The sequence below is a fragment of the Myxococcus sp. CA023 genome (genome assembly GCF_010998615.1).
GTDB lineage: Bacteria > Myxococcota > Myxococcia > Myxococcales > Myxococcaceae > Myxococcus.
Map to the genome: position 1 here is coordinate 1 of NZ_JAAEAH010000024.1, position 22,879 is coordinate 22,879.

Consider the following 22,879-nt stretch of genomic DNA (forward strand, 5'->3'; position numbering starts at 1 on the left):
CGTCAGATGTGTATAAGAGCCAGTGGGGGGATTATCCGCCGCCAGGCGGAGGGCCGTCACCTCCCGCCGCGTGAGTGTCCGGCACCCGGGACACACCGGCCCCGTGAGACGCGGTCAGTAGGGCCGCTGACCCACCCAGTTGCCCGGCGGCGCGTAGTTGCACACCCAGAGCTGCCAGGTAGGGAACTTCGCGCCGAACGGTGAGTTCTTGTTGCACATCACCGTGGCGCACCCCACGGCTGTCGTCTTGCGCCACACCACCTGCGTGTAGTGCCCGCACACCTTGCCCTTCTGGCAGGTGTTGCGCCGGTAGTCGTAGTCTGCGGATTCGTCCGCCCAGCTCTTCACTACCTGGGACGTGGTCCACGCGCCGGGCGTGGCGGCGGCGAGGTTCTCTCCGAAGTCGCCCCGGTTCGGGTTGTGCTCGAACTTGCAGGCCTTCGCCCAGGACGCGGCCTTGCGCTCGGCCTGGGTGGACCAGGCCAGCGGCGGCAGCGCGGGCTTGGGTGCGGGCTGGGCCCGGGAGCGCGCCAGGTTGTGCGCGGCCACCATGTCGCGGGAGAAGTCCTGCGCATCAGGAGGGGCCGCGCGTGGCTCCTTCGGCTTCGCGGACGCGGCGGGCTGCCTGGAGGCCACGGCCTGCCGGGAAGTGGCGTTCTGTCGCCGCCCCTGTTGGGTGCCACCGCTCCCGCAGCCGAGCAGCGGCAGCAGGAGCAAGGCGGACCAGCGGGAGGCGCGGGAGAAGGAAGGCATGAGGGGGATGATGCGCCAGGACGCCCGCTCATGCATGTGAAGCGTGCGCGGCGGGGCATTGCGTGCGGTGGGCCGCCCGCCTCGCATGCTCCGCCGCGCACGGGACTGCCGGGGCTACACAAGGCCCGGCAGCGGGCCCGTCCCGTCGTCACCGAAGGTGGTGACGTTGGGCACGCCCATGGCCTGCATCAGGTAGATGTACAGGTTGGCCAGCGGGTCCTGCTGGTAGACGATGTGCCGGCCCGGCGTGAGCGCGCCGCCGCCCCTGCCCGCCAGGATGATGGGCAGGTTGACGTGGTTGTGAGAGTCCCCGTCGCCGATTTCGCTGGAGAAGTAGACCATCGAGTTGTCGAGCAGCGACAGGCCGTTGACCTCGATGACCGACTTCATGCGCTCCAGCAGGTACTGGAGGAGCGTCACCTCCCACTTGTCGATGGTGGCGAGCGCCTTGTAGTTGGACTGCGACTTCTGGTGGTGTGAGTACGTGTGGTGTGCGCCGCTGAGCCCCAGGAAGGGGTAGACCTTGTTGGCACGCGCATTGGCCAGCATGAAGGTGGCCACCCGGGTGAGGTCACACTGGAAGGCGAGGATGATGAGGTCCATCATCGCCTTGGTCTTCGCCGTCGGGTCCTCGGACACGATGGGCGCGGCTCCCGAAGCGCAGGTCATGGATGGGACGGACACGTCCTCCACCTGCTTCTCCAACTCCCGCACGCTGGTGAAGTACTCATCCAGCTTCTGCAGGTCCGAGGTGCCCAGCTGGCCCTTCAGCGCGGTGGCGTCATCGCGCACGACGTCGATGATGCTCTTGCCGTACGCGCGCCGCTTCTCGATTTGTGCCTGCGTCTCTCCGGGGATGCCGCCCGCGAAGAGCCGGTTGAACGCGGCCTGCGCGTTGGTCTCCTTGGCCACCGGTGTTCGAGGCCCCGACCACGCGATATTGTTGGCATACGGGCACGCGTAGCCGGAGTCGCAGTTGCCGATGCCGCGGCCCGCGTCGATGCCCAGCTCCATGGACCCATAGCGGGTGGCTCGCGTCGCCGTCATGTGGTTGGCGATGACCTGGTCCATGGAGATGCCCACGCGGAGGTTGTTGCCCTCCGTCTTGTACACCTTGGCGCAGGACAGGAACGCGCCGGTGGCGGCGGCATGGTGCCCGTCACCATCCGGGAAGGCGGGCTGGTTCGCCAGGCCGGTGACGACCAGCAGGTCGTTCTTCACCGCCGCCAGGGGTTCCAGCGTGGGCGTCAGCTCCCACGCGGGGCCCTCTATCGTGGGCGTCCACTTCTGCATGTGGATGCCGTTGGGCGTGTAGAAGACGGCCAGTCTGCGGGGCACGGTGCCCGGCGCGCCATGCGCGTTGCGGGGAAGCATCTGCTCCAACAGGGGCAGCGCCATCAGCGCTCCCGTCCCCCGCAAGACGGTCCGTCGCGAGAGTCTGAATTTCTTGCTCATGGCGTCTGCTCCTCCTCGGCGCCACGCTGCGTGAAGTGGCTGCTCGAGACGATGCTGAGGATGTAGTCGACGAGTCGCCCACCGCGGGCCTCGGCCTTGTCGGCGACATCCTTCACCGCGCAGTGGTCGGCCTCACTCAGGCCACGGCCCGTGGCATAGGTGAGCATGTGCTCGGTGATGCAGTTGGTCAGCTTCGGGTCCTTCTTCAGGTAGCTCTGCATGTCGCGCACACCGGCGAGGATGGCGCCGTCGGGCAGGTCCCCCGTGGCGTCCACGGGCGCGCCGCTCACCTCCTGGAGGCGCCAGCGGCCAATGGGGTCGAAGTTCTCCATCGCCAGCCCCAGCGGGTCCATCAGCCGGTGGCAGCCCTGGCACGCCGGCGCGCTGCGGTGGAGCGCCATGCGCTCCTTCATCGTCATGTCCGGCGTGATGGGCGGCGGCAGGTTCTCCACGTCCGGCGGCGGTGGCGGCGGCGCCGAGCACAGCAGCTGTTCCAACACCCAGACGCCGCGCTGCACCGGTGAGGTGCGGTCCGGGTTGGACGTGACGATGAGCAGCGAGCCCTTGCCGAAGATGCCGCTGCGCTCCGGGTGGCCCGTGAGCTCCACGCGTTTGTGCGTGGGGCTGCCGGGCAATGGCAGGCCGTAGTAGGCGGCCAGTTGGTCGTTCACGTAGGTGAACGGCGCGTCGATGAGGTCCTTCAGCTTGTGGTCGCCGGAGATGAACTCCGCGAAGAAGAGCTCCGTCTCCGTGCGCATGGCGGCGCGCAGCTCCTCGTTGAACGCGCCATAGAGCGTGCCGTCCGGAACGGCGGTACCCAGCGCGCGGGTGAAGAGCCACTGGCCGGCGAAGTTCTCCACCAGCGCGCGTGCCTTCGGGTCCGCGAGCATGCGCCGCACCTGGGCCTCCACCTCCGCGGGGTCGCTCAGCTTCCCCGCTTCGGCGGCGGCGAACAGCGCGTCGTCCGGCATGCTGCTCCACAGGAAGTAGGAGAGCCTGCTGGCCAGCTCGAAGTTGTCGAGCGTGTACGGTTCGGTGCTTCCTGGCGGCGCGTTCTTCTCCACCCGGAAGAGGAAGTGCGGTGAGACGAGCACCGAGCGCAGGGCCAGCCTCACGCCCACCTCGGGCGGGTCCGCGTGCTGGCTCGCCAGGTTGACGAAGGTCATCAGCTTGTCGACCTCTTCCTGCTGCACCGGCCGGCGCCAGGCGCGGCGGGCGAAGTTGGAGAGGATTTCGTGCGCGCACGGCGCAGGGTTGAGCGGGTCCAGCGCGCAGGAGTTGAAGGCGCCGCGCGTCCAGGCGTCATTCACCAGCCGCTCCGCCGCGGTGGAGTACTTCTCCATCAACAGCGGCGACAGCGAGAGCACGTCGGCGATGTTGTCGAAGCCGTAGCCGTGGTCGTCGATAGGGAAGTCCTTGGCCGGCTGGGTGGTATCTCCCAGCAGGTCCCGCACGGTGGCGTTGTATTCCGCGCGGTTGAGACGGTGGAGCGTGACGCGTCCCGGATTCTGGGGCGCGTTCTCGCACTCGCCTGCCACCGGGGGCTGCCCCGGTGGACCCGGTTCTCCTGGTACCTCCTCGTCGGGTTTGATCCGAGCTATTGGGCCGTCATCGGTGCAGCTGGTCGCCAGCAGGGCGAGACTTGCGCCCGCAAGGAAGAGCCAGCCCCCTCTTCGTCGATGCATGGGTGTCACGTCGGCTACCCCCCTCCACACTGCCCCATCCGAAGCCGGGACAGCTGAAGCCGTAGCAATGTGCTCTCCACCCAGGCACGTCGCCTGTTGGACCTCTCTATTGTTTCAGGGGGCAGGACAGCGTTGGCTACCCGGAAGCGCGCTGGGAAGAGATTGGCGCGACTGGGTAGCGAAGTTCCCGGCGAGAGAACCGCGGACGAACGCAGCCTGCGGCGTGCAAGCTGCGTTCGCGTGGATGCCGCGGGCTCTTTACTTCGCGTCGAGGTACGCGCGGTACGCGTCGAAGCCGTACTCGCGCCCGAGGAAGTCCTTCACCAGCTCGGCGGCGGGCTTGGAGCCGCCGGGCTCCAGCACGGTGCGGCGGTACTTCATCGCCGTCTCCCGGTCGAGGAAGCCCTTCTTCTGGAACTCGGTCTCCAGGTCCTTCGCGATGACGGAGGACCAGAGGTACGTGTAGTACGCCGCCGAGTAGCCATCCAGGTGCCCGAAGGCCACCTCGAAGTGCGTGCCGTCACGGTGCTCGTGCTTGAAGGGGCTGAGCCTGGTCTGCAGGGCAACCAAGGCCTCGGTCGTGTCGAAGCCCGGCTCACGCGAGTAGTAGTCCAGGCTCACCGCGGACAGGAACAGCTGCCGCCGCGCCCACAGGCCCTGGCCGAACTCCTTCGACGCGCGGAGTTGCTCCACCATCTCCGCGGGGATGGGCTGGTTCGTCTCGTGGTGCTTCGCGAACTCCTTCAGCACCTCCGGGTTGCCCGCCCACTGCTGGAGCAGCATGGACGGCGTCTCCACGAAGTCCCACTCCACGCGGGTGCCCGCGATGCCCGCCCACTTCAGGTGCCCGCCGAAGATGGCGTGCAGCAGGTGGCCGAACTCGTGGAAGAAGGTCTCCACCTCGTCGTGCGTCATCAGCTCGCCGGGGCGCGCGAAGTTGCACACCAGCGAGGCCTCCGGGTAGCGCTTGCCGGCCTGGCCCGCGACGAGGTCGAACTGCGCCGCGTGCTTGTACTTGTCGTCACGCGGATGCATGTCCAGGTAGATGCGGCCCAGCAGCGTGTCGCCGTCGAACACGTCGTAGGTCTCCACCTCCTGCTGCCACACCCGGGCGTCCTTCACCGGCTTGTAGGTGATGCCCCAGATGCGCGAGGTGATGTCCATCACCCCCGCCTTCACCCGGCCGTACTCGAAGTAGGGCCGGACCGCCTGCGAGTCGAAGCTGAAGCGCTCCGCGCGCAGCCGGTCCTCGTAGAAGTCCTGGTCCCAGGGCTCCAGCACCTTGGCTCCCTTGACGTCCTTCTGCTTGCGGGCCAGGAGCTGCGCGTACTCCTGCTTCGCGCGGGCCTCGGTGGCCACGCCCAGCCGGTCGATGAAGTCCGCGGCCGCCTGCTGCGTGCGCGTCATCTTCGTTTCGGTGGTGTACGCGGCCCAGTTGGCGTAGCCCAGCAGCGTGGCCAGTTCGTGGCGCTTGGCGATGAGCTGCGCCAGCACGTCCTGGTTGGCGGGGTACGCGCGCTGGCGGTAGGTGCGCCACAGCTTCTCGCGCGCCTTCGCGTTCTTCGCGTACGTCATGAAGGGGAAGTAGTCCGGGTAGTTGGTGGTGATGACCACCAGCCCGTCCGCGCCCGGCGGGTGCGCCTTGCGGTAGTCCTCCGGCAGGCCGTCCAGCTCGGAGGGCTTGAAGGTCGCCTTGCGGACGTCCTCGGCGATGTTCTTGCTGAACTGCTGCCCCAGTTTGAGCAGCTCCTCGTTGAGCGACTTCACCTTGGCGCGGGTGGCATCGTCGCGGTCCACGCCGGCGCGGCGGAAGTCGAGCAGCGCGCGGTCCATCCAGTACCGGGTCGCCGCGTCCGCGCTGGACAGGTCCACTGCGGCCAGCACGTCATAGACGCCTCGGTCCTGGGACAGCGCCACGTTGGCGGAGTCCACGCGCTGCTCGCACTCGCGCGCGGCGTCGCGGAAGGCCGCCTCCGGATGCACCTCGCGCGCGAGGCTGGAGCGGTTGGCCGCGGCGAGCAGCGAGCCCAGGGCCTCGTCATAGGCGGCGAGCACGGCCTGGCCGTCCTTGCGCGCATCCAGCGCCTTGATGGCGGACACCTGCGCGCGGGTGCGCTCGAGGTCCGCGTCACACGCGGCGGTGAAGTCGGCCAGGGTGCCGGAGAGGACGCTGGCGCCTACGGGAGGCGGCACGGGCTTGGGCGCGGCGGGGGCCGGGGCCTGCTGCGCGGTGGGCTCGGGGGCCGCGGCGGGGGTGTGCGTGCAGCCGGCCGACGCCAGTGCCGCGGAGAGGGTGAGGGCGCTCAGTCTCTTCAAGGGTGGGTTCCTCCGGGGTCCAAGGAAAACGCCGGAGCGTCATGCCACATCCCGTCCGCCTCCGCTCGGTGCAGGCGGCCTTCCCTTGCCCGGACGCGGCGGCCGTGCCGACATCCAGGAGGAGGCCGACCCGATGACGGACCGTGAATGCGTGGAGCTGTTGCAGTGGGCCGCGCCCCGCCTGCGCCTTCGCTGGGAGGGCTTTCGGCGCGTCCGGGGGCAGGTGTGCAAGCGCATTGGCCGCAGGCTGAAGGCGCTGGGCCTGCCAGACGTCGGGGCCTACCGCGCCCGGCTGGAGGCAGAGCCCTCGGAGTGGGACGTGCTCGACGCGCTGTGCCGCGTCACCATCTCCCGCTTCTACCGGGACGCGCACGTCTTCGAGGTGCTGCGCCATGACTTGCTCCCCGCCCGGCTGGAGTCCCTGCGCTCCCGGGGCGAGGCCACGTTGCGGGCGTGGAGCGCGGGCTGTGCTTCCGGCGAGGAGCCCTACACGCTGTCGGTGCTCTTCCAACTGGGGCTCGAGCCTCGATTCCCGGGAGCGCGACTGGCGTTGGTGGCCTCCGATGCGGACGCGGGGCTGCTCGCGCGGGCGGCGCGGGGCTGCTATCCGCGCGGGGCGTTGCGCGAGCTGCCTCGTGCGTGGGCGGAGCGTGCCTTTCCGGGGCCAGGCGACGAACCGTGCCTGGCGCCGGAGTACCGGCGGGCGGTGGACTTCCTCCAGCAGGACTTGCGCTCCCAGATGCCCGACGGGCCCTTCCACCTGGTGCTGTGCCGCAACGTCGCCTTCACCTACTTCGCGCCGCCGCTTCAACGCGAGGTCCTGTCACGGCTGGTGGCGCGGCTGGTCCCTGGCGGGCTGCTGGTGATTGGCGGCCATGAGTCCCTGCCCGAAGGAGACTTCGGCCTGACGCGCGCCGCCGGCCCGCTGCCTGTCTTCGCGCGGACAGATGTCTGAGACCGCCGGGCTTTGTCCACGAATCTGTCTGGTGCCAGCATTCCGGCTTCGCTGGGCCGTGCTCCCCTGACGTGAGCGGGAAGGAGGACTGGGGCCTGCTCCTGGCCGGAGGAATCCGAGGATGCGCACGAAGCTGTGGTGGATCGTGGTGCTGGCGGCGTGTGCGTGTGGCGGCGCCGCGAAGACGGGCGACGAGCTCCGCTCGCGGCAGGCGGGACTGTTGCTCTCTGCCACGCCAGGAGGCACCCGGGGCACCTTCGTCCATGAGGACGAGACGGTGACGTTCTCCTCTCACGAGGTGGAGCCAGGGGTGTACCGGCTGGAGGTCCGGCTGCGCGGGCTGACGCTCACCGGGTTGATGGAGCCGGCCAGCGGCGTCTCCACGCTGGATGGTTTCGCGGAGGCGAATGCCGCGGACGCGCAGATGGGCGTCGCGGACCGCGCGCTGCTTACCGCCCTCTATCGCGAGCTCGATGAGGCGTTGCCCACCGGAGACGCGGCGGCCCCCGCGGCCATGTACCTGCGCCGCGCGGTGAGCGTGTGGTCCCAGTATCCGGACACCGTGGGGCTACGGCGCGCGGTGATGGGCGAGAAGGGGCGTGGCTACACGATGTTGTGCAGCTATGCGCAGTGCAACGGGCGCAACTCGGGCAGCTGCGAGGGGCGCTACAACTGGTACGCCCACGCGACGCACGACTGCGACCGGGGCGGCTTCGACTGGCCCGGCAATCAGCAGTTGGCCCAGCTCGGTGACCACTACTCCTGCAACGGGGACGAGTTCTTTCTGGCCGGCGATACCTGGCACTGCGGTTCGCCCAACCACTGGCACCGGCCGAAGGTGGTGGGTAATTGCTTCGGGCGCTGCGGCAGCACGTGCGGCGGGGACACCCAGTACACGGTGGACGCCACCAACCACGACAGCTGCGTGCGCAATGGCCACATCCTGGTGAGCGGCTGGTGCAATGACCAATTCGCCGCCGCCGTGGATGACGAGCTGTTCGCCCCCAACTGCTACTGAGCCATGTCGCGACGGTCCGCGCCAGTGAGGTGGATGGGGTGGCTGATGCTGGCCGCGCTCGGGTGTTCCTCCGACGCGTCGAAGACGCGGGCCGCGGAGGCGGTGGTGCGCCACTTCTTCTCGGCGCTGCCCGCGGGCGACTGCGAGGTCCTGGCACCGCTGCTGGCCACGGGGGGAAGCGCGCGCCCCTGTTTGGAGACGGTGCGTGAGCTGCGGGGGCATGGCCTCACGCTGGTGGGGATTGTCGAATCGACGGTGGACGGGCGCGACGCCGAGGCCGTCCTCGTGCAGGCCCGGGTGGCCCATGGTGGGCGCGAGCGTCCGGCACCGTGGTTGCTACGGGTGGAGCGCCAGGACGGCGACTGGCGGGTGCGCTTCTGAGCGCCGGGGCGGGGAGGGGGGCCATGCGGATTCGTTACCGTTTGATTCTGACCGGTGCGGGCGTGCTCGCCGTGGCACTGGGTGCCGTGGAGTTCTGGCCCCAGCCCGAGCCGGAGCCGCTGCCCGCCGCGCTGCTCGCCATGGCCGTGCCTCCTCCTCCTCCTCCACCCGCGCAGCCCCCTCGTATGGTGCCGGTGAAGGCCCACACGGTGGCGCCTCCCGCTCCCGCGCCTCGGCAAGAGACGCCCCAGGTCACGGTGGCACGGATGGCGCCCGAGCCCATGGTGCCCGAGCCAGAGGTGTCCTTTCCTCCGCCTGAGGACAACGACGACATCGAGCCTGAGCTGCCACAGACCGCCCAGTGGGAGCTGGAGAAGACGGCGCGGCTGGCGGCGCTGGTGGAGCGAGACGTGGTGCGGTTGGCGCGCGAGCGCGAGGCCGCCGCGGCACAAGGCGACGTGCGGCGGGGCGAGCAGCTCGACGTGCTCCTTCAGCGCAACCTGGAGCAGTTGCGCGAGCTGCACGACGAGGTTCGCAGGCTGGCCACGGTGGTGAACGGCGTCGCCCCCACGGAATGAGCGGCAGGGAGAACGGACGCCGCGGGTGGGCTACACCGCTCGCGCGGAGGTCCGGCCACGGGCTCGTGAACGGGCGGGTTTTCCTCGCCCAATGTCTTGAGTCGGGGGCTGGAGGTAGCGCATCAGCAGGGCGCGGAGCTCGTCGATGAACACCGCGTTGGTGAGAGAGTCGTGCCGGTCGGCGACGGCCCTGATGCAGGGAGAAGGGGCGGTCCTCGTTGGTCGCGGGTTGGCGGAACTGGTTCCAGGCCAACGTGCCGCGCCTCGCGCCGTCACTGTGCGCGTGGCAACGAGCATGTCGAGGCCACGGAGGGCCGCCGCGCTGCCCCCCGTAGGACTGGACGCCGCGTAGGCCCTGGCGGCGCCTTCCTCGGCCTGGAGTCATGACTCATCGCGCATGGCTCCAGGCTTGGAAGGGCCTCAGGCGCGGATGCTCGTCTTCCGCGCGCCCGCGCGTTTGTAGACCTTGCCCGCCTTCAGCGGAGGGGTGTCGCCTCTCCCCGTCGTCTTCTTGGGCCGGCCCTCCTTGCGGTAGGCCACGGCGGCCGCCGACGGCAGCGTCTTGCGCCGCGAGGTGCTGCTCTGGCCCGGCTCCGGCTCGGGCAGCTTGCGGCTTTTAGCCGTGAGGCCCGTTCCCGGCGCGTGGCGGGGACTGACGCTGCGGTCCGTGAAGGTCCTTTTCCCCAGGGCCCGCCGGCCGCTCTTCTTCGCCTTGTGCGCGCTGTCCGCGCTGGCGAGATGCATGTCGGAGGGCTTGAGCTCCAACGTCGTTCCCTGCCGCTTCGCGCGCTTCACGCGCTCCGTCTGACTCTTCTCTGGCATGCGACCTCCAGCGACACAGGTAGGAATGCCGGGTGAGGGATGCCAGGGAGCAGTGGAGCAGCCGGGCCCCGGTGCCCAAGTCTGGTGGTGTCGTGGAACGTCCGTCATGGCATCCCGGGACGGGTTGCGGCGGCGCGGGGCGAGGTGCTCCGATGGTGGCGCCATGCGCCGCGGTGGAATCGTCCTGGACGTGCCGTACCTCTCGCCTGAGTCGAGCGAGTTCCGCATCGTCTGTCCTGGATGCGGGCACGCCGTCACGGTGGGCGCCGAGGCACGCTGTATGAGGTGTGGCGCGAGCCTGGAGGCGGCCTTGAGCGCCGCGCGAGGTCCGCCGCCTCCGTTGCCACCGCGTCGGTTGACCCGGGCCCAGCGCGCGGCCGTCTCGCGGCCCAAGCTGCACAAGCATTACATGCTGGGGACGTTGGCCCTGTGGGCGGGGGTGATGCTGCTCCCGGTGGGGCTGTTCTTCCTGCGACCCCTGCTCCTTCAGTCCGTCATCTTCATCGGCATGGGGCTGTTGTTCCGGCGCACAAGTTGGCCGGTGGCGCTGCGGCGCGAGCAGCAGCGCCAGTTGAAGGCGTTGGTCTGGGGACTGCCGGCGGCGGCTGAAATCACGCGGGTGGAGCGTCAGGTGGCGCCCACGCTGCATGCCGGCCGCCTGGTGCAGCTCGATTACGTCTTCACGGTGCATGGCCAGCGCGTCGAAGGGGGCTTGCCTTCACCGCACGCGTTGGACCTGCTGCGGCGCCCAGGAGAGCGCGTGTGGGCCGTCTATGTGGCGGAGGACCCTGGCGCCAGCGCGCTGTGGCCACCGGGCCCCTGAAACGGGCACGGCCCCTGCCCGGAGGTTGCGGGGCAGGGGCCGCGTCACGACGTGTACGTGCTAGCCGCCATGAAGAGGCAGGCGCTTCTTCGGCCCGCCAAGGTGCTTCACGTTCATCTCGCTGGGGGACTTTTTGCGGCCCTTGAGCGTCGTCGCGCGTCGCCGATGGCTCTTGGGCTCATGTGCCTCGGCGGCGGGGCCCAGCGTCACGCGCTCCAGCGTCTTCTGCCGCCGCAGCACGGCCGCGTCATCGTGGGGCAGCGTCTTGCGCCCCTTGCTGGCCTGCACGCTCGGTTGGGCTCCGTGCGCGCCGACCCGCCGCCTGTTCTTGATGCCTGCCACTATCGTCCGAACGGCCATGTTGCCTCCCTGCGGGTGAGGTAAGGACGGCGCCACGGCTTTTCCATCCCCCTCCGTGGGACGGCGGAGGTCATTGCCTCCCCTGTCGGGAGGCGGAGGTGCACTGGACCCCTCCGTCTTCCGGACGCGTGTTGCCGCGCACTCTCGTTGAGGGGTGTGTGGGCCGACGGGTTGATGGCCACCCCGGGAGGCTCACGTCAGCGCACGAGCCGTACCGCCTTCTGCGGTGCTTCATGAGGGCCCCGCGCCCTCCGTCCGTCACCCCGGGTCGGACTTGAACGTTCGCTTGAGACAACCTGTTTCGCAGCCCAGCGCTGTACTCAAGTCCACCGCAAGGGATGTGCCACTTCGTGGTCTGTGGAAATCATTACTAGGAATGTGAAGCTTTGGCCCCCTGAGTAGCATGCGGTTTCCCTTCACGACCGGCGTCACCTGTCCGGCGGGAGTCGGCAACCGTCCTCGCCCCGATACTCGCCATTCAGCCGGACCATGAAATCCACTGGCACAAGGGGTGCTCTCGCCATGCGCACGACCGCTTGTTCGGTCGACAGGAGAGGGACCCAATGAAGAAGTGCATCGGCCTTGCGCTCGCTTTGACAATCATTGCCTGCGGCAAGGCCCAGGATGATGAAACGCCGCCGCTCGACCCCGTGGAGGAGAATACGGCGCAGACCGTCGCGGTGCGGGTGCTTGGCGTCCGTGCCTCGGGGCCGGTGCGCGTGCAGGTCGCCGCGCTCGAGTTGACGGTCGATGGCAACGCGCTCCCGTCTCGGATCGGTGGCAGTGAGATTGATCTCGGCAACGATCAGAATGCGTGGGCCGTGACAACGTTTGACCTCCCTGTCGACGCGCGCAAGGTCGGGCTCAGGTTGAAATTTCAATCGGAAGGCATTGTGGAGCGCAACGGGAAGTCGCAATTGCTCGACCTGAGTGGGCCACCGGTCTCATTGATCGCGGACGCCGCGCAGATCCGGAAGCGCGGCAAGGTCGTGCTCGAGATCGACATCGCGCGCTCGTTGGTCGACCGCGGCGAACAGGTCTTCATGCTTCCGGAGTTCATCGTTCGCTACTGACAAGACCTCAAGCATCACGACCACGTGCTGTGAATTCGAATTGAAGCGGCAAAGGAAGGCAGATGGGGGGAAGTATGCGTTTGGGATGGTTGTTGGCAACAGCGGGCCTGCTCACGGGCAATGTCGCGCTTGCGCACGAATTGGCATGCGACAAGCGAGTGAATGGTGAGCTCATCTACGAGATTCAGTCGTACCCGGCGACACTCGAATGGACGATGAAGGTGCGCAATGTGCACCAAACGGGTGCGTCGAAGGTCGATGCGGTGGAGGATCGACTGCTCACCGATGCATTCGGTTGGGTACCCACGCGGACGCCGCCTTACACTCTGGCCGTCGGAGAATCCTATACAGAGCGCTACACGGTCACGGTGAACTCGTTCGAGGAGTGCCAGCAGCTCGCGCTGGCTGACGGCTCGAACGATGAGCTCATCGACAACGTGTTCTCCGCGTCCTGGGACGATGGTGAGACGCAATGCCGGGCTCGCGTCGTCTGCCTGCCGCTCTGTCCGCCCCAGACCTGCATCGGCGAGCAGGGCCCCCCGGGGCCCCAGGGACCGGCGGGCGAGGAAGGGCCGCTAGGGCCCGTGGGGCCTCAAGGTGTGCCAGGCGTCGCTGGTCCGCAGGGGGTGCCCGGCGTCGCCGGTCCGGTGGGTCCAGCAGGTCCGGCGGGTCCTCCCGGAGCGACGGGTGCCACCGGCCCAGCAGGTCCGGCGGGTCCTCCCGGAGAGACGGGCGCCACGGGCCCAGCAGGTCCGGCGGGGCAGTCCGTGGTGGGGGTGCCCGAGCCGCCCGGGGCGAATTGCCCCAATGGTGGCATCCAGTACACGTCCGCGTCTGGAATCAATTACGTCTGTGACGGTGAAACGGGACCCGCTGGCGCCGTTGGACCCCAGGGCCCGGTGGGGCCGGCGGGGCCGGCGGGGCCGGCGGGGCCTCCCGGAGAGACGGGCGCCACCGGCCCAGTGGGGCCTCCGGGCGCCACCGGACCGGCGGGGCCTGCGGGGCCTGCTGGGCCTGCTGGTGAGACGGGCGCCACCGGCCCGACGGGGCCTCCGGGCGCCACCGGACCGGCGGGGCCCGCTGGGCCCGCGGGGCCTGCTGGTGAGACGGGCGCCACCGGACCGGCGGGGCCCGCGGGGCAGTCCGTGGTCGGTGCGTCCGAGCCCCCCGGGGCGAACTGCACATATGGGGGCATCCAGTACACCTCCGCGTCGGGTGTCAATTATGTCTGCAATGGGGCTCCGGGACCTGCCGGTGACGCCCTGGCCTTCGGGTACTTCTATGCCCTGATGCCGCCCGACAACGCGGCGACCGTTGCGGCCGCGTCCGCGGTGGACTTCCCTCGCGATGGCGCCACGAACGGAATCAGTCGGGCCAGCGCCAACGAGTTCATCCTGCCCGCGATTGGTGTCTACGAAATCTCCTGGCAGGTGAGCGTCAGCGAGGCCGGACAACTCATCCTCGGGCTCGACAGCGGTTCGGGGGTCGTGGAGCAGATCAGCACCGTGGCTGGACGCGCTACCGGAACATCTCAAATCATGAACCACGTCTTGATCACGACGACCTCGGCGAACTCGATTCTCACCGTCCGCAATCCCGCGGGGAACTCACCGGCACTGACGATTACGCCCCTCGCTGGCGGAACGCGCGCCGTCTCCGCTTCGCTGCTCATCAAGCAGATTCAGTAACTGGACCCCGAAGAGGCCATTCGACACGAGTGGCCTCTCCCCAGGGGATGGTCAGTGGGGCTCCGCGGGCAACCTTCAAGAAGGCCGACGCAGTCTCCGCGCCGTTCACCGAGGACGCCTTCATTCCTTCCTTGTCGAATACCCCCCGGGGGTATATATCCGCCGCGGCAGGATACTCCCATCCAGTATGCCGTCACCGCCATGCCCCACTCGCCGGAAGAGAAGAAGAAGGCGCTGCTCCGCGTCCGCCGCATCCGCGGTCAGACCGAAGCCCTGGAGCGTGCGTTGGAGTCCGGAGCCGAATGCGGCACGGTCCTCCAGCAACTCGCTGCCATCCGGGGCGCCATCAACGGACTGATGTCCGAGGTGCTGGAGTCACACATCCGAGAGGAGTTCGGCCCGGAGTCCGACGAGGATCCGCGCCACGCCCAGCGCGTGCGGGACATGACGACGCTGGTCCGCACCTATCTCAAGTGAGCGGGAGTCCCTGCCTTCATCCCCTAGCCCCAGGAGCATCCTCATGAAGTCCCGTGCCGCTGTCGCCTTCGAAGCCGGAAAGCCCTTGAGCATCGTCGAACTCGACGTCGCGCCTCCGCAGAAGGGCGAGGTCCTGGTCCGCATCACCCACACGGGCGTCTGTCACACCGACGCGTTCACCCTCTCCGGGGATGATCCAGAAGGCCTCTTCCCCGTGGTGCTCGGCCACGAGGGGGCCGGCGTGGTGGAGGCGGTGGGCGAGGGCGTGACGTCCGTCAAGCCCGGCGACCACGTCATCCCGCTCTACACCGCGGAGTGCGGTCAGTGTCTGTTCTGTAAGTCCGGCAAGACGAACCTGTGCGTGGCGGTGCGTGCCACCCAGGGCAAGGGTGTGATGCCAGACGGCACCACGCGCTTCTCGTACAACGGCAAGCCCGTCTACCACTACATGGGGTGCTCCACCTTCAGCGAGTACACCGTGGTGGCGGAGGTGTCGCTGGCCCGCATCAATCCGAACGCCAACCCCGAGCAGGTCTGCCTGCTGGGCTGCGGCGTGACGACGGGCCTGGGCGCGGTGAAGAACACGGCCCGCGTGCAGGAAGGGGATTCGGTGGCGGTGTTCGGTCTGGGCGGCATCGGCCTGGCGGTCATCCAGGGCGCCCAGATGGCGAAGGCGGGTCGCATCATCGCCATCGACACGAACCCCGCGAAGTTCGAGCTGGCGAAGGCCTTCGGCGCCACCGACTTCGTCAACCCCAAGGACCATGACCGTCCCATCCAGCAGGTCATCGTGGAGATGACGGGCTGGGGCGTGGACCACTCCTTCGAGTGCATCGGCAACGTGGGCGTGATGCGCGCCGCGCTCGAGTGCGCGCACCGCGGCTGGGGCCAGTCCATCATCATCGGCGTGGCCGGCGCGGGACAGGAGATCTCCACCCGTCCGTTCCAGCTCGTCACGGGCCGGACCTGGAAGGGCACCGCCTTTGGTGGCGTGAAGGGCCGCTCGGAGCTCCCCGGCATGGTGGAGGACGCGATGGCCGGGAAGATTCAGCTCGCGCCGTTCGTGACCCACACGCGTCCGCTGACCGACATCAACGAGGCCTTCGACCTGATGCACGAGGGCAAGTCCATCCGCACCGTCGTCCGCTACTGACCATGGAACGCATCGAACACCACACGAGTTTTGGCGGCCGGCAGGAGGTGTGGAAGCACACCTCCTCCGCGCTGGGCGGCGAGACGCGGTTCGGCATCTACCTGCCGGAGGCCGCGCTGCGCGGCGAGCGCTGCCCGGTGCTGTACTGGCTCTCCGGCCTGACCTGCACCGAGCAGAACTTCATCACCAAGGCGGGCGCGCAGGAGCACGCGGCGCGCCACGGCTTCATCGTCGTCGCGCCTGACACCAGTCCTCGCGGCGACGCGGTGGCCAATGACGCTGCCTACGATTTGGGGCAGGGGGCGGGCTTCTACCTCGACGCCACGCAGGCCCCCTGGGCGCCGCACTTCCGCATGCAGGACTACGTGGCCCGGGAGCTCCCCGCGCTGGTGGAGCAGCACTTCCCGGCCACGGACGCGCGAGGCATCTTCGGCCATTCGATGGGCGGTCATGGCGCGCTCGTCACCGCCCTGCGCCACCCGGGTCGCTACCGCAGCGTGTCCGCCTTCTCCCCCATCGTCGCGCCCTCACAGGTGCCGTGGGGCCAGAAGGCCTTCACCGCCTACCTGGGCGACAACCGTGACGCGTGGGCGGCCTGGGACGCCGTCGAGTTGGTGAAGACGGCGAAGGAGCGCCTGGCCCTCCTGGTGGACCAGGGAGAGGCCGACGAGTTCCTCGCCACCCAGCTGCGCCCGGAGCTGCTGGCCGCCGCCTGTGAGGCCACGGGCCACCCGCTCACGCTGCGGCGGCACGCGGGGTACGACCACAGCTACTACTTCATCGCCACCTTCCTCGCGGACCACTTCGCGCACCACGCGAAGGCCCTTGTCGGTTCCGAGAAGGCGCGTTCGTAGTCGCGACGGTCATCCCGGGTTCCGGTCAGCCCCGACGTGACATGTCGGGGCTGGCCGTGTCTCAGCGGGACTGTGTCGACGACCCTTTGCCACGCCGGGGCGGGCGGGTGCTGGTGGTGCTCTCGGGCGGGAACAGCCAGCCGTCCGCGCTGCGCGGGGCGGTGTTGCTGGTCCGCGCCGTCTCCGTGGGCTCCAGGTGCAGGCCACGGCAGCCGCGGCACCAGGACTGGGGCCGGCGCTCACCGCGCATGGTGCGGTAGCCGAAGTCCTGCGCCGTGGGGCCCATGTGGCCGCAGCGCGGGCAGCGGCTCAGGGACGTGACGCCCGTCTCCTTCGCCTTCTGCTTGCCATGCTCCACCACCAGCGCCAGCGCCGCGGCGAACCCCACCCGCCGTTCCGAGGCGACGTGGAAGCGCCGGGCGCGCTTGCGGCCCTTGCCGCCCAGCACCGGTAGCAGGTCCATGCCCCCAAGCAGGTTGCGCTGCTCGAGGACGCGCGTCGAAGAGCTGTTCGTGGTCGAGTGGCTCACAAGAGCACTCATACCGGGGCGGTCTGACATGCCCTGTGGAGGGGGATGCCTGCCTGCTCTCTCCTCGGAGGGGCACTGAACGAAAGTTCAATGAATCCGAGGATCTACACTGCCACCCCGATTGGTAGGACGCCAGCGGCACGGGGAGGCCCCATGCCGCCGAGTCCCAAAGGGGGGTGGTTACTCCCCTCCGTCCATGCCGGACATGCCGCCGCCGGCCTCGCTGGCGCCGAAGACGGGCGTGCCGCCGGGCAGGCTGGGATCATGCGGGAGGCTGCCGCGTGGGCTGCGCAGGTAGACGAAGGGCGTGGCGAACAGGAAGTTGGACACGCGCGACGTGTAGATGTCCGCGTACCGCTCCACCTGCCGAGCCAGGTGGCTCTTGTCATTGCCCGCGCGCGTCAGCAGACCCCAGATGGGATTGGACAGCTCGGTGGCCGCGCGTGCCAGGGGCCCCAGCTCCGCGTCCAGCGCCTCCAACTCCGTGCGCAGCGTGGCCTGCCGCGCCACCAGCTCCGCCTCCGACGGCGTGTCCGTGCGCGGGCCGTACTGGAAGCGCCGCCGCTGGAGCTCCAGGCGAATCTGGCAGTTCTCCGCCTCCAGCCGCTCCTTCACCACCATGCGCTCGGCCAGCCGGGACTCCGTGGCGCGGAATGAGGCGATGGAGCGCACCTCGTCCTCCAGCTCGCGCAGGATGAGCGCCGTGCGCCAGCGCAGCACATTCTTCGTCACGTGCACGTCGCCGAACATGTGGTCGCCCACGTAGAGAATCTGGTCACCGCTCAGGCCCAGGTGGCGCTCCAGCTCCACCGCGCTGCCCCCGAAGTACGGCGTGCCGGGCTTGAAGGGGCCCGAGTGCGGACGCAGCAGCGCCTCGCCGCTGGACTCCACCACCTCGAAGAGCGACGAGCGCGTGGTGAAGAACTCCGGCTTGCGCGCGGAGACAATCACCACGTCGAAGAGCTGCCGCCACGTCATGCCTTCGGGCAGGTGCCGGTCGAAGGCGAAGTGCATCATGGGCTCGGTGTAGGCCCACTCGCTGTTGGTGATGAGCAGCAGCTTCTTGCCGGCGTTGCGCTGGTCCAGCAGGGCCAGCGGCGTCTCCGGGTCGTCGATGACGTAGCGCTCCGGGTCGGCGATGATTTCCGCCTTCAACCGCCCCTGCATGTGCGTGGCGTCCAGGTTCTTCCGCACGTGCTCGTAGAGGTCCGAATAGCCCATGGGGCCCGGGAGCTGGCCGGCGTCCAGCCGGTCCACGAGCTGCGCGTAGATGCACGCCTCCGATAGCGAGAAGAGCGTGTTGAGGAACACCCAGCGCTGCTCATGCAGGTCGATGATGGTGCGCGCGTATTCGTCGCGCTGGGTCTCGAAGCTCATGGCCTGCGTGCCATGCAGCGCCTTCTTCACGAAGCCGAAGCGGTTGGCCTTGAGGAGGTTGCCCTTCTCCGTGTCGATGATGAGGCCGCGCATCGGCAGCTCGGGGTCGAACGACAGGTCCGCCACCGGCCAGCCCTGCTCCACGAGCCGGTCGCGGATGTGCTCGTAGGCGCGGCGCTCCCACGCCTCCACATGGTAGTGGATGAGCGTGTAATCCATGTCGTAACCCACCGCCTTGATGGCGCGCAGGTTGAGGGTGCGGTTGCAGAACAGTCCGCGCTCGGGCGGGGGACCAGGAATGAACGTGCTCATGGCACCCCTGGCTTGCCCCGGAGCGCGCGAAAAGTCACTGCTTTCGTCAGGGCCCGTCCGCTGGACGGCAGAAGTCCAGCGGCACCCCGGCCGGGTCAGGCCTGCTTCGCGAGCTCCGCGTCGATGGCGGACAGCAGACGCGCATCGTCCGCGGCGACGTCCGGCGCGAAACGCGCGGCGACGCGGCCGTCACGCCCGACGAGGAACTTCTCGAAGTTCCACTGCACCTCCGGCACGGGGTTGGCGGTGATGCCGTAGCCCTGGAGCCGGCTGCGCATGGGGCCTTCGCCCACGGCGTCCGGGATGGCGCCCGTCAGCGCGTGATAGAGCGGGTGCTTGTCCTCGCCCACCACCGAAATCTTGGAGAACAGCGGGAACTTCACGTCGTAGGTCAGCGAGCAGAACGCCTTGATTTCCGACTCGCTGCCCGGCTCCTGGCCCAGGAAGTTGTTGGCCGGGAAGCCCAGCACCTCGAAGCCCTCGGCGCGCTTGCGCTCGTAGAGCTTCTCCAGGCCTTCGTACTGCGGCGTCAGGCCGCACTTGGAGGCCACGTTGACCACCAGCAGCACCTTGCCCTTGAACTGGCCGAGCGACTGCGGGGCACCGTCGATGGACTTGAGGGGAATGTCGTAGAGGTTCTGGCTCATGCCGCACCCTATAACCGCTCGGGGGGGCAGGCCGGGGAGATTATAAAATCCAGAAATGACAACTATCCATGGGCCGACAGGAGGTAGGTTCCGCCACCTCTTTCACTCCTTCCCTATCTGGAGGTCTACCCATGACGTGGACGATTCGGAGCCTGCTCCTTGGTGTCTTCCTGCTGTCCGGCTGCAAGCACACGGGAGGCGGCAGCGTCACCCCCACCCCGACGCAGCCGCAGGCTTGTGATGCGCAGCAGGCGCAAATCTCCCGCGAGGCCGATGAGCGCGCCAGCCCGTGGAGCGTGGAGCAGCACCTGGCGAAGAACTTCCCTGGCAAGAAGGTGTCGTGGCTGATGACGGACGCCGCGTACCAGAACTTCGTGGTGAAGCCGAACGCGCAGAACTTTGGCCGCTGCAATGACAGTGGTTGTTACCTGTTCGCCGCGCCGTCGGAGACCATCCAGGGCGCCGTCGAGAAGTCGATGGTGAACGGCGCGCATGACCCGGCGGTGATTGGCCAGGCGCTGGGCCTGCCGGCGAAGAACTTCGAAGGCCCGCTGCGGATGATGACGCTGGACCTGGCGGCCACCGGCGTGTGCGTGCGCCTGCCCGTGGACAGCGACCCGGGCGTGTGGAAGTGCACCAGCGAGGAGGACACGGACTGCTTCAAGTTCGGTGGCTACACCTCTGGCGGCGTGCCGGAGCTGATGGTCATCGACGCGCCCGTCTCCCAGGCGGCGGTGACGGAGATTCCGTGAGCGAGGAGCAGGTCCTCATCCAGAGCCCGCTGATGTACCGGTTGGTGCGCTCGGCGGAGGGGGTGCTCTTCCTCGACGTGGTGGTGGGGGGCATCGCCCAGTTCACGGTGCGGGTGGTGCTCACCGCGCAGGAAGTCGAGGCCTACGGCCGGCTGGGCCGCCCCTACGCGGACCGTCTGGCGATGGATGTCATGGCCAGCCCGGCGTTCGGTGGGCGGGCCGTCCGCGTGCCGTAGGGCGCGGCGTGGGATTGCCGCCCCGGGCCACCTTCGGAAGGTGGCTCGGGGGCGGTGCGGGCGTGGGCCCGTTGCGCATTCGTGAATGCGCCGCCGCGCCTGGGTGTCGGATGCTGACGTGACGTCACATCCGGCCCGAGCCGCGAAGGATGCTTGCATGAAGATGTCGTGGAGTGGTGCGGCCCTGTCCGCCTGTGTGCTGGGGCTCGCCGCCGGAGCGGCCCACGCGGAAGAGGCGTGGAAGACGGTGGCGGAGAAGCCTTACGTGGTGAAGGTCCGCGCGCGTCCGGGCTCCGAGGCCAAGGACGTGTGGGCGGAGGGCGAGCTGGCCGCGAGCGCCGCGGATGTCCAGGCGGTGCTGCGGGACGTGGACGCCTACCGGCGCTGGATGCCGTATGTGAAGGAGTCCCGCATCCTGAAGGACCTGCCGGACGAGGGGCAGCTCACGTACACGAAGCTGGACCTGCCGGTGGTGTCCTCGCGCGACTACATCTGCAACGTGGTGTTGGAGTCCAAGCTGGCGGAGGACGGCTCGGGTGTGTTCTCGCAGCGCTGGCAGGCGACGCCGGATGCCATTCCCCAGCGGCGCGGCACGGTGCGCATCCGGCTCAACGAGGGGAGCTGGCGCGTGGAGCCACGAGGCGAAGGGAAGTCCCATGCCGTGTACCGCTTCACCGTGGACCCGGCCGGCTCCATTCCTGGCTTCCTGGCGCGCATGGGGCAGAAGGACGCCGTGGAGGACACGTTCCGCGCGGTGGAGAAGCGCGCCCGGGAACGCGCCGAATCCCGGGCACGAGCGGAGTGACGCCGGTGCGCCGCAACCGATGCAGGGCTCTGGCCGGGGTGCGCAAGCCTTGCGCGTTTTCAGGGCTGTAGCGCCGCGCACCGCAAGGCACGCTTCCTGAAAGCATAATCTCCTGCTGGGCCGCGGGTCCGGAGTGGCCGGGGTGGCCGAAGTGGGAGACGAACATGGAGCTGCTGGCTCGGGAGGCCCAGGAAGCATTGCGGCAACGCAGCCACCGGCTGCGCGCTCGGGCCTCGTCAGGGGTGGGGGGGCTGTCCTTCACCCAGGCGGAGGAGCAGGAGTTGCGGGACATCGAGGAGGCGCTGGCGCGCATCGCTCATGGTGAGTTCGGCCGGTGCGCGCGCTGCGGTGGGGCCATTGGCCGGCACCGGCTGCGCGCCGTTCCAGAGGCCCGGCACTGTTTGACGTGCGCCGCGCTGGCGCGCTGAAGGCCCGCTCCCTGCCCGGGCGGGCGGCGTCGCCTGGCGAGCAGTGCCGCCGTCCCGTCTGGGAAAGAAGCCGTGCATGGGTGCATGTCTAGGGGTATAGACACGCCCGAAATGTGTCCCATGGTGAAGACCGAAGACCTGATTGACGCTCAGGCGGTGGCCGGGTTGCTGCGCCTGCGCCACGCCAACAGCGTCAGCACCTACCTGCGCCGCTATCCCGACATGCCCCGGCCCGTCCTGGACCTGGGCACGGGGCGGCCCCGGCTTTGGCTTCGTCCCCAGGTGGTGCGCTGGATGCGCGCCCGTAAGCCCGAGCAGCTCCGCGCTGGAGGTGAGTCATGACTACCGCTGTTCCCCGTACCCCGCCCGCCGTGCTTCCGGGCCCCAACGACACCTGCTGGTGTGGCAGTGGCACCAAGTACAAGAAGTGCCACCGCGGCGCGGACGCCGCCGAGGCGCGCAAGAAGGGCCCGGACGTGCTCCGCAAGGGCATCCGCCCGGGCGTCATCAGCCCGCGCCGCGAGGTGCCGCTCCACATCCCCCGTCCGGACTACGCGCTGACGGGGCGTCCGTCGCGCAAGGACGCGGGCTCCGACATCAAGACGCCGGACGTCATCGCCCGCATGCGCAAGGCGTGCAAGGCCGCCGCCGAGGTGCTGCAGGAGGTGGCCTCCCACGTGCGTCCGGGCATCACCACGGACGAACTGGATGCGATTACCCACGAGGCCTACATCAAGCGGGGCGGGTACCCCAGTACGCTCAACTACCACCGCTATCCGAAGTCGCTCTGCACGTCCGTCAACGAGGTCATCTGCCACGGCATCCCGGACAGCCGGGCGCTGGAGGACGGCGACATCATCAACCTGGACGTCACCATCTACCTGGATGGTGTGCACGGTGACTGCTCGGCGACGTACTTCGTGGGCAACGTGGACGAGGAGAGCCAGCGGTTGGTGCGCGTGACGCGCGAGTGCCTGGAGCAGGGCATCGCCGCGGTGAAGCCGGGCCGGCCCATCAGTGACATCGGCCGCGCGATTGAGACGCATGCCACCCAGCACGGCATGAGCGTGGTGCGCGCCTACTGCGGCCACGGCATCGGCGAGACGTTCCACACCTCGCTCCAGGTGCCGCACTACTACGAGGCCGAGGCCGACACCGTCATGCAGCCCGGCATGATTTTCACCGTCGAGCCGATGATCAACCTGGGCGGCTGGGGTCACCGCACCTGGGATGACGAGTGGACCGCCGTCACCGCCGACGGCACCCGCAGCGCCCAGTTCGAGCACACCCTGCTCGTCACCGAGCAGGGCGCGGAAATCCTCACCGTGGCGTGAGCCCGTGGACGCGCGCGGCCGGACTCCTCCGGCCGTGCGCGCCGCTCAGAGGACCGGGAGTCCGCTCA

At 68.9% G+C, this 22,879-nt stretch carries 25 protein-coding genes; 16 read left to right on the forward strand and 9 right to left on the reverse strand.

What is annotated here, in order from left to right:
* Nucleotides 1–114: 114 nt before the first annotated feature.
* The 4 genes from F8M74_RS12630 to F8M74_RS12645 form a co-directional block, all read right to left on the reverse strand.
* A complete protein-coding gene (locus F8M74_RS12630) occupies nt 115–789 on the reverse strand; it encodes a CAP domain-containing protein (RefSeq protein ID WP_141258995.1) in 675 nt (224 codons plus the stop codon).
* Nucleotides 790–867: 78 nt separating this feature from the next.
* The gene (locus F8M74_RS12635) at nt 868–2,208 is read right to left on the reverse strand and encodes a DUF1552 domain-containing protein (RefSeq protein ID WP_140795964.1); all 1,341 of its coding nucleotides are present in this window, start codon (nt 2,206–2,208) and stop codon (nt 868–870) included.
* Nucleotides 2,205–3,746: a DUF1592 domain-containing protein gene (locus tag F8M74_RS12640; protein WP_228560941.1), complete on the reverse strand. Its 1,542-nt coding sequence runs from the start codon at nt 3,744–3,746 to the stop codon at nt 2,205–2,207. The genes F8M74_RS12635 and F8M74_RS12640 overlap by 4 nt, the downstream gene beginning before the upstream one ends.
* 405 nt (nt 3,747–4,151) lie before the next feature.
* Nucleotides 4,152–6,209: a M3 family metallopeptidase gene (locus F8M74_RS12645; RefSeq protein WP_163884412.1), complete on the reverse strand. Its 2,058-nt coding sequence runs from the start codon at nt 6,207–6,209 to the stop codon at nt 4,152–4,154.
* A gap of 133 nt (nt 6,210–6,342) precedes the next feature.
* Here F8M74_RS12645 and F8M74_RS12650 point away from each other — a divergent pair, with 133 nt between their 5' ends.
* The 4 genes from F8M74_RS12650 (at nt 6,343) to F8M74_RS12665 (ending at nt 9,141) form a co-directional block, all read left to right on the forward strand.
* Nucleotides 6,343–7,164, forward strand: a complete 822-nt coding sequence (locus F8M74_RS12650; RefSeq protein WP_141279447.1) for a protein-glutamate O-methyltransferase CheR — start codon at nt 6,343–6,345, stop codon at nt 7,162–7,164.
* A 121-nt stretch (nt 7,165–7,285) separates the two neighbouring features.
* Nucleotides 7,286–8,182, forward strand: coding sequence for a hypothetical protein (locus F8M74_RS12655; RefSeq protein ID WP_141257036.1), 897 nt, complete (start codon nt 7,286–7,288; stop codon nt 8,180–8,182).
* A 3-nt stretch (nt 8,183–8,185) separates the two neighbouring features.
* Nucleotides 8,186–8,563 carry a hypothetical protein gene (locus tag F8M74_RS12660; protein ID WP_141257037.1) on the forward strand — a complete coding sequence of 126 codons (378 nt, stop codon included), beginning with the start codon at nt 8,186–8,188 and terminating at the stop codon, nt 8,561–8,563.
* A gap of 23 nt (nt 8,564–8,586) precedes the next feature.
* Nucleotides 8,587–9,141 (forward strand): hypothetical protein, encoded by a 555-nt coding sequence (locus tag F8M74_RS12665; protein ID WP_228560933.1) that lies wholly within the window; start codon nt 8,587–8,589, stop codon nt 9,139–9,141.
* Between the two features lie 420 nt (nt 9,142–9,561).
* Here F8M74_RS12665 and F8M74_RS12670 read toward each other — a convergent pair whose 3' ends face one another.
* Nucleotides 9,562–9,963 carry a hypothetical protein gene (locus F8M74_RS12670; RefSeq protein ID WP_141257038.1) on the reverse strand — a complete coding sequence of 134 codons (402 nt, stop codon included), beginning with the start codon at nt 9,961–9,963 and terminating at the stop codon, nt 9,562–9,564.
* Nucleotides 9,964–10,126: 163 nt separating this feature from the next.
* Between F8M74_RS12670 and F8M74_RS12675 the strand changes: the two genes are divergently transcribed.
* Nucleotides 10,127–10,786: a hypothetical protein gene (locus F8M74_RS12675; protein ID WP_228560931.1), complete on the forward strand. Its 660-nt coding sequence runs from the start codon at nt 10,127–10,129 to the stop codon at nt 10,784–10,786.
* 60 nt (nt 10,787–10,846) lie between these two features.
* Here F8M74_RS12675 and F8M74_RS12680 read toward each other — a convergent pair whose 3' ends face one another.
* Entirely contained in the window at nt 10,847–11,074 is a 228-nt protein-coding gene (locus tag F8M74_RS12680; protein WP_141257040.1) for a hypothetical protein, read from the reverse strand.
* A gap of 635 nt (nt 11,075–11,709) precedes the next feature.
* Between F8M74_RS12680 and F8M74_RS12685 the strand changes: the two genes are divergently transcribed.
* From F8M74_RS12685 to fghA, 5 genes are all read left to right on the forward strand, one after another.
* Nucleotides 11,710–12,219: a hypothetical protein gene (locus tag F8M74_RS12685; protein WP_141257041.1), complete on the forward strand. Its 510-nt coding sequence runs from the start codon at nt 11,710–11,712 to the stop codon at nt 12,217–12,219.
* A gap of 158 nt (nt 12,220–12,377) precedes the next feature.
* Nucleotides 12,378–13,907, forward strand: coding sequence for a hypothetical protein (locus F8M74_RS12690; RefSeq protein WP_228565728.1), 1,530 nt, complete (start codon nt 12,378–12,380; stop codon nt 13,905–13,907).
* A gap of 201 nt (nt 13,908–14,108) precedes the next feature.
* A complete protein-coding gene (gene frmR, locus F8M74_RS12695; protein WP_141257042.1) occupies nt 14,109–14,384 on the forward strand; it encodes a formaldehyde-responsive transcriptional repressor FrmR in 276 nt (91 codons plus the stop codon).
* 43 nt (nt 14,385–14,427) lie between these two features.
* A complete protein-coding gene (locus F8M74_RS12700) occupies nt 14,428–15,537 on the forward strand; it encodes an S-(hydroxymethyl)glutathione dehydrogenase/class III alcohol dehydrogenase (protein WP_140869303.1) in 1,110 nt (369 codons plus the stop codon).
* Nucleotides 15,538–15,539: 2 nt separating this feature from the next.
* Entirely contained in the window at nt 15,540–16,391 is an 852-nt protein-coding gene (gene fghA / locus F8M74_RS12705) for an S-formylglutathione hydrolase (protein WP_141257043.1), read from the forward strand.
* 61 nt (nt 16,392–16,452) lie between these two features.
* Here the strand turns inward: fghA and F8M74_RS12710 are convergent, their stop codons facing one another.
* From F8M74_RS12710 to F8M74_RS12720, 3 genes are all read right to left on the reverse strand, one after another.
* Nucleotides 16,453–16,950, reverse strand: coding sequence for a hypothetical protein (locus F8M74_RS12710; RefSeq protein ID WP_141257044.1), 498 nt, complete (start codon nt 16,948–16,950; stop codon nt 16,453–16,455).
* Nucleotides 16,951–17,100: 150 nt separating this feature from the next.
* A complete protein-coding gene (locus F8M74_RS12715) occupies nt 17,101–18,609 on the reverse strand; it encodes an HAD-IG family 5'-nucleotidase (protein WP_141257045.1) in 1,509 nt (502 codons plus the stop codon).
* A 95-nt stretch (nt 18,610–18,704) separates the two neighbouring features.
* Nucleotides 18,705–19,256, reverse strand: a complete 552-nt coding sequence (locus F8M74_RS12720; protein ID WP_141257046.1) for a glutathione peroxidase — start codon at nt 19,254–19,256, stop codon at nt 18,705–18,707.
* Nucleotides 19,257–19,387: 131 nt separating this feature from the next.
* Here F8M74_RS12720 and F8M74_RS12725 point away from each other — a divergent pair, with 131 nt between their 5' ends.
* The 6 genes from F8M74_RS12725 to map all read left to right on the forward strand — a co-directional run bounded on the left by F8M74_RS12725 (nt 19,388) and on the right by map (nt 22,811).
* On the forward strand, nt 19,388–20,008 hold the full coding sequence (locus F8M74_RS12725) for a hypothetical protein (RefSeq protein ID WP_141257047.1): 621 nt from the start codon (nt 19,388–19,390) through the stop codon (nt 20,006–20,008).
* On the forward strand, nt 20,005–20,244 hold the full coding sequence (locus F8M74_RS12730) for a hypothetical protein (RefSeq protein WP_141257048.1): 240 nt from the start codon (nt 20,005–20,007) through the stop codon (nt 20,242–20,244). The genes F8M74_RS12725 and F8M74_RS12730 overlap by 4 nt, the downstream gene beginning before the upstream one ends.
* 157 nt (nt 20,245–20,401) lie before the next feature.
* Nucleotides 20,402–21,049, forward strand: coding sequence for an START domain-containing protein (locus F8M74_RS12735; protein ID WP_228559460.1), 648 nt, complete (start codon nt 20,402–20,404; stop codon nt 21,047–21,049).
* 164 nt (nt 21,050–21,213) lie between these two features.
* A complete protein-coding gene (locus tag F8M74_RS12740; protein WP_141257050.1) occupies nt 21,214–21,477 on the forward strand; it encodes a TraR/DksA C4-type zinc finger protein in 264 nt (87 codons plus the stop codon).
* Nucleotides 21,478–21,597: 120 nt separating this feature from the next.
* Nucleotides 21,598–21,819 carry a hypothetical protein gene (locus tag F8M74_RS12745; protein WP_171410092.1) on the forward strand — a complete coding sequence of 74 codons (222 nt, stop codon included), beginning with the start codon at nt 21,598–21,600 and terminating at the stop codon, nt 21,817–21,819.
* Nucleotides 21,816–22,811: a type I methionyl aminopeptidase gene (map, locus tag F8M74_RS12750; RefSeq protein ID WP_141257051.1), complete on the forward strand. Its 996-nt coding sequence runs from the start codon at nt 21,816–21,818 to the stop codon at nt 22,809–22,811. The genes F8M74_RS12745 and map overlap by 4 nt, the downstream gene beginning before the upstream one ends.
* The last annotated feature ends 68 nt before the right edge of the window (nt 22,812–22,879 follow it).

Excerpts from the sequence above, each read along its gene's own strand:
- F8M74_RS12630 (WP_141258995.1), bottom strand. The coding sequence starts at position 789 with ATGCATGAGCGGGCGTCCTGGCGCATCATCCCCCTCATGCCTTCCTTC.
- F8M74_RS12635 (WP_140795964.1), bottom strand. The coding sequence starts at position 2,208 with ATGAGCAAGAAATTCAGACTCTCGCGACGGACCGTCTTGCGGGGGACG.
- F8M74_RS12650 (WP_141279447.1), top strand. The coding sequence starts at position 6,343 with ATGACGGACCGTGAATGCGTGGAGCTGTTGCAGTGGGCCGCGCCCCGC.
- F8M74_RS12655 (WP_141257036.1), top strand. The coding sequence starts at position 7,286 with ATGCGCACGAAGCTGTGGTGGATCGTGGTGCTGGCGGCGTGTGCGTGT.
- F8M74_RS12660 (WP_141257037.1), top strand. The coding sequence starts at position 8,186 with ATGTCGCGACGGTCCGCGCCAGTGAGGTGGATGGGGTGGCTGATGCTG.
- F8M74_RS12665 (WP_228560933.1), top strand. The coding sequence starts at position 8,587 with ATGCGGATTCGTTACCGTTTGATTCTGACCGGTGCGGGCGTGCTCGCC.
- F8M74_RS12670 (WP_141257038.1), bottom strand. The coding sequence starts at position 9,963 with ATGCCAGAGAAGAGTCAGACGGAGCGCGTGAAGCGCGCGAAGCGGCAG.
- F8M74_RS12675 (WP_228560931.1), top strand. The coding sequence starts at position 10,127 with ATGCGCCGCGGTGGAATCGTCCTGGACGTGCCGTACCTCTCGCCTGAG.
- F8M74_RS12685 (WP_141257041.1), top strand. The coding sequence starts at position 11,710 with ATGAAGAAGTGCATCGGCCTTGCGCTCGCTTTGACAATCATTGCCTGC.
- frmR (WP_141257042.1), top strand. The coding sequence starts at position 14,109 with ATGCCCCACTCGCCGGAAGAGAAGAAGAAGGCGCTGCTCCGCGTCCGC.
- F8M74_RS12700 (WP_140869303.1), top strand. The coding sequence starts at position 14,428 with ATGAAGTCCCGTGCCGCTGTCGCCTTCGAAGCCGGAAAGCCCTTGAGC.
- fghA (WP_141257043.1), top strand. The coding sequence starts at position 15,540 with ATGGAACGCATCGAACACCACACGAGTTTTGGCGGCCGGCAGGAGGTG.
- F8M74_RS12710 (WP_141257044.1), bottom strand. The coding sequence starts at position 16,950 with ATGTCAGACCGCCCCGGTATGAGTGCTCTTGTGAGCCACTCGACCACG.
- F8M74_RS12715 (WP_141257045.1), bottom strand. The coding sequence starts at position 18,609 with ATGAGCACGTTCATTCCTGGTCCCCCGCCCGAGCGCGGACTGTTCTGC.
- F8M74_RS12720 (WP_141257046.1), bottom strand. The coding sequence starts at position 19,256 with ATGAGCCAGAACCTCTACGACATTCCCCTCAAGTCCATCGACGGTGCC.
- F8M74_RS12725 (WP_141257047.1), top strand. The coding sequence starts at position 19,388 with ATGACGTGGACGATTCGGAGCCTGCTCCTTGGTGTCTTCCTGCTGTCC.
- F8M74_RS12735 (WP_228559460.1), top strand. The coding sequence starts at position 20,402 with ATGAAGATGTCGTGGAGTGGTGCGGCCCTGTCCGCCTGTGTGCTGGGG.
- F8M74_RS12740 (WP_141257050.1), top strand. The coding sequence starts at position 21,214 with ATGGAGCTGCTGGCTCGGGAGGCCCAGGAAGCATTGCGGCAACGCAGC.
- F8M74_RS12745 (WP_171410092.1), top strand. The coding sequence starts at position 21,598 with ATGGTGAAGACCGAAGACCTGATTGACGCTCAGGCGGTGGCCGGGTTG.
- map (WP_141257051.1), top strand. The coding sequence starts at position 21,816 with ATGACTACCGCTGTTCCCCGTACCCCGCCCGCCGTGCTTCCGGGCCCC.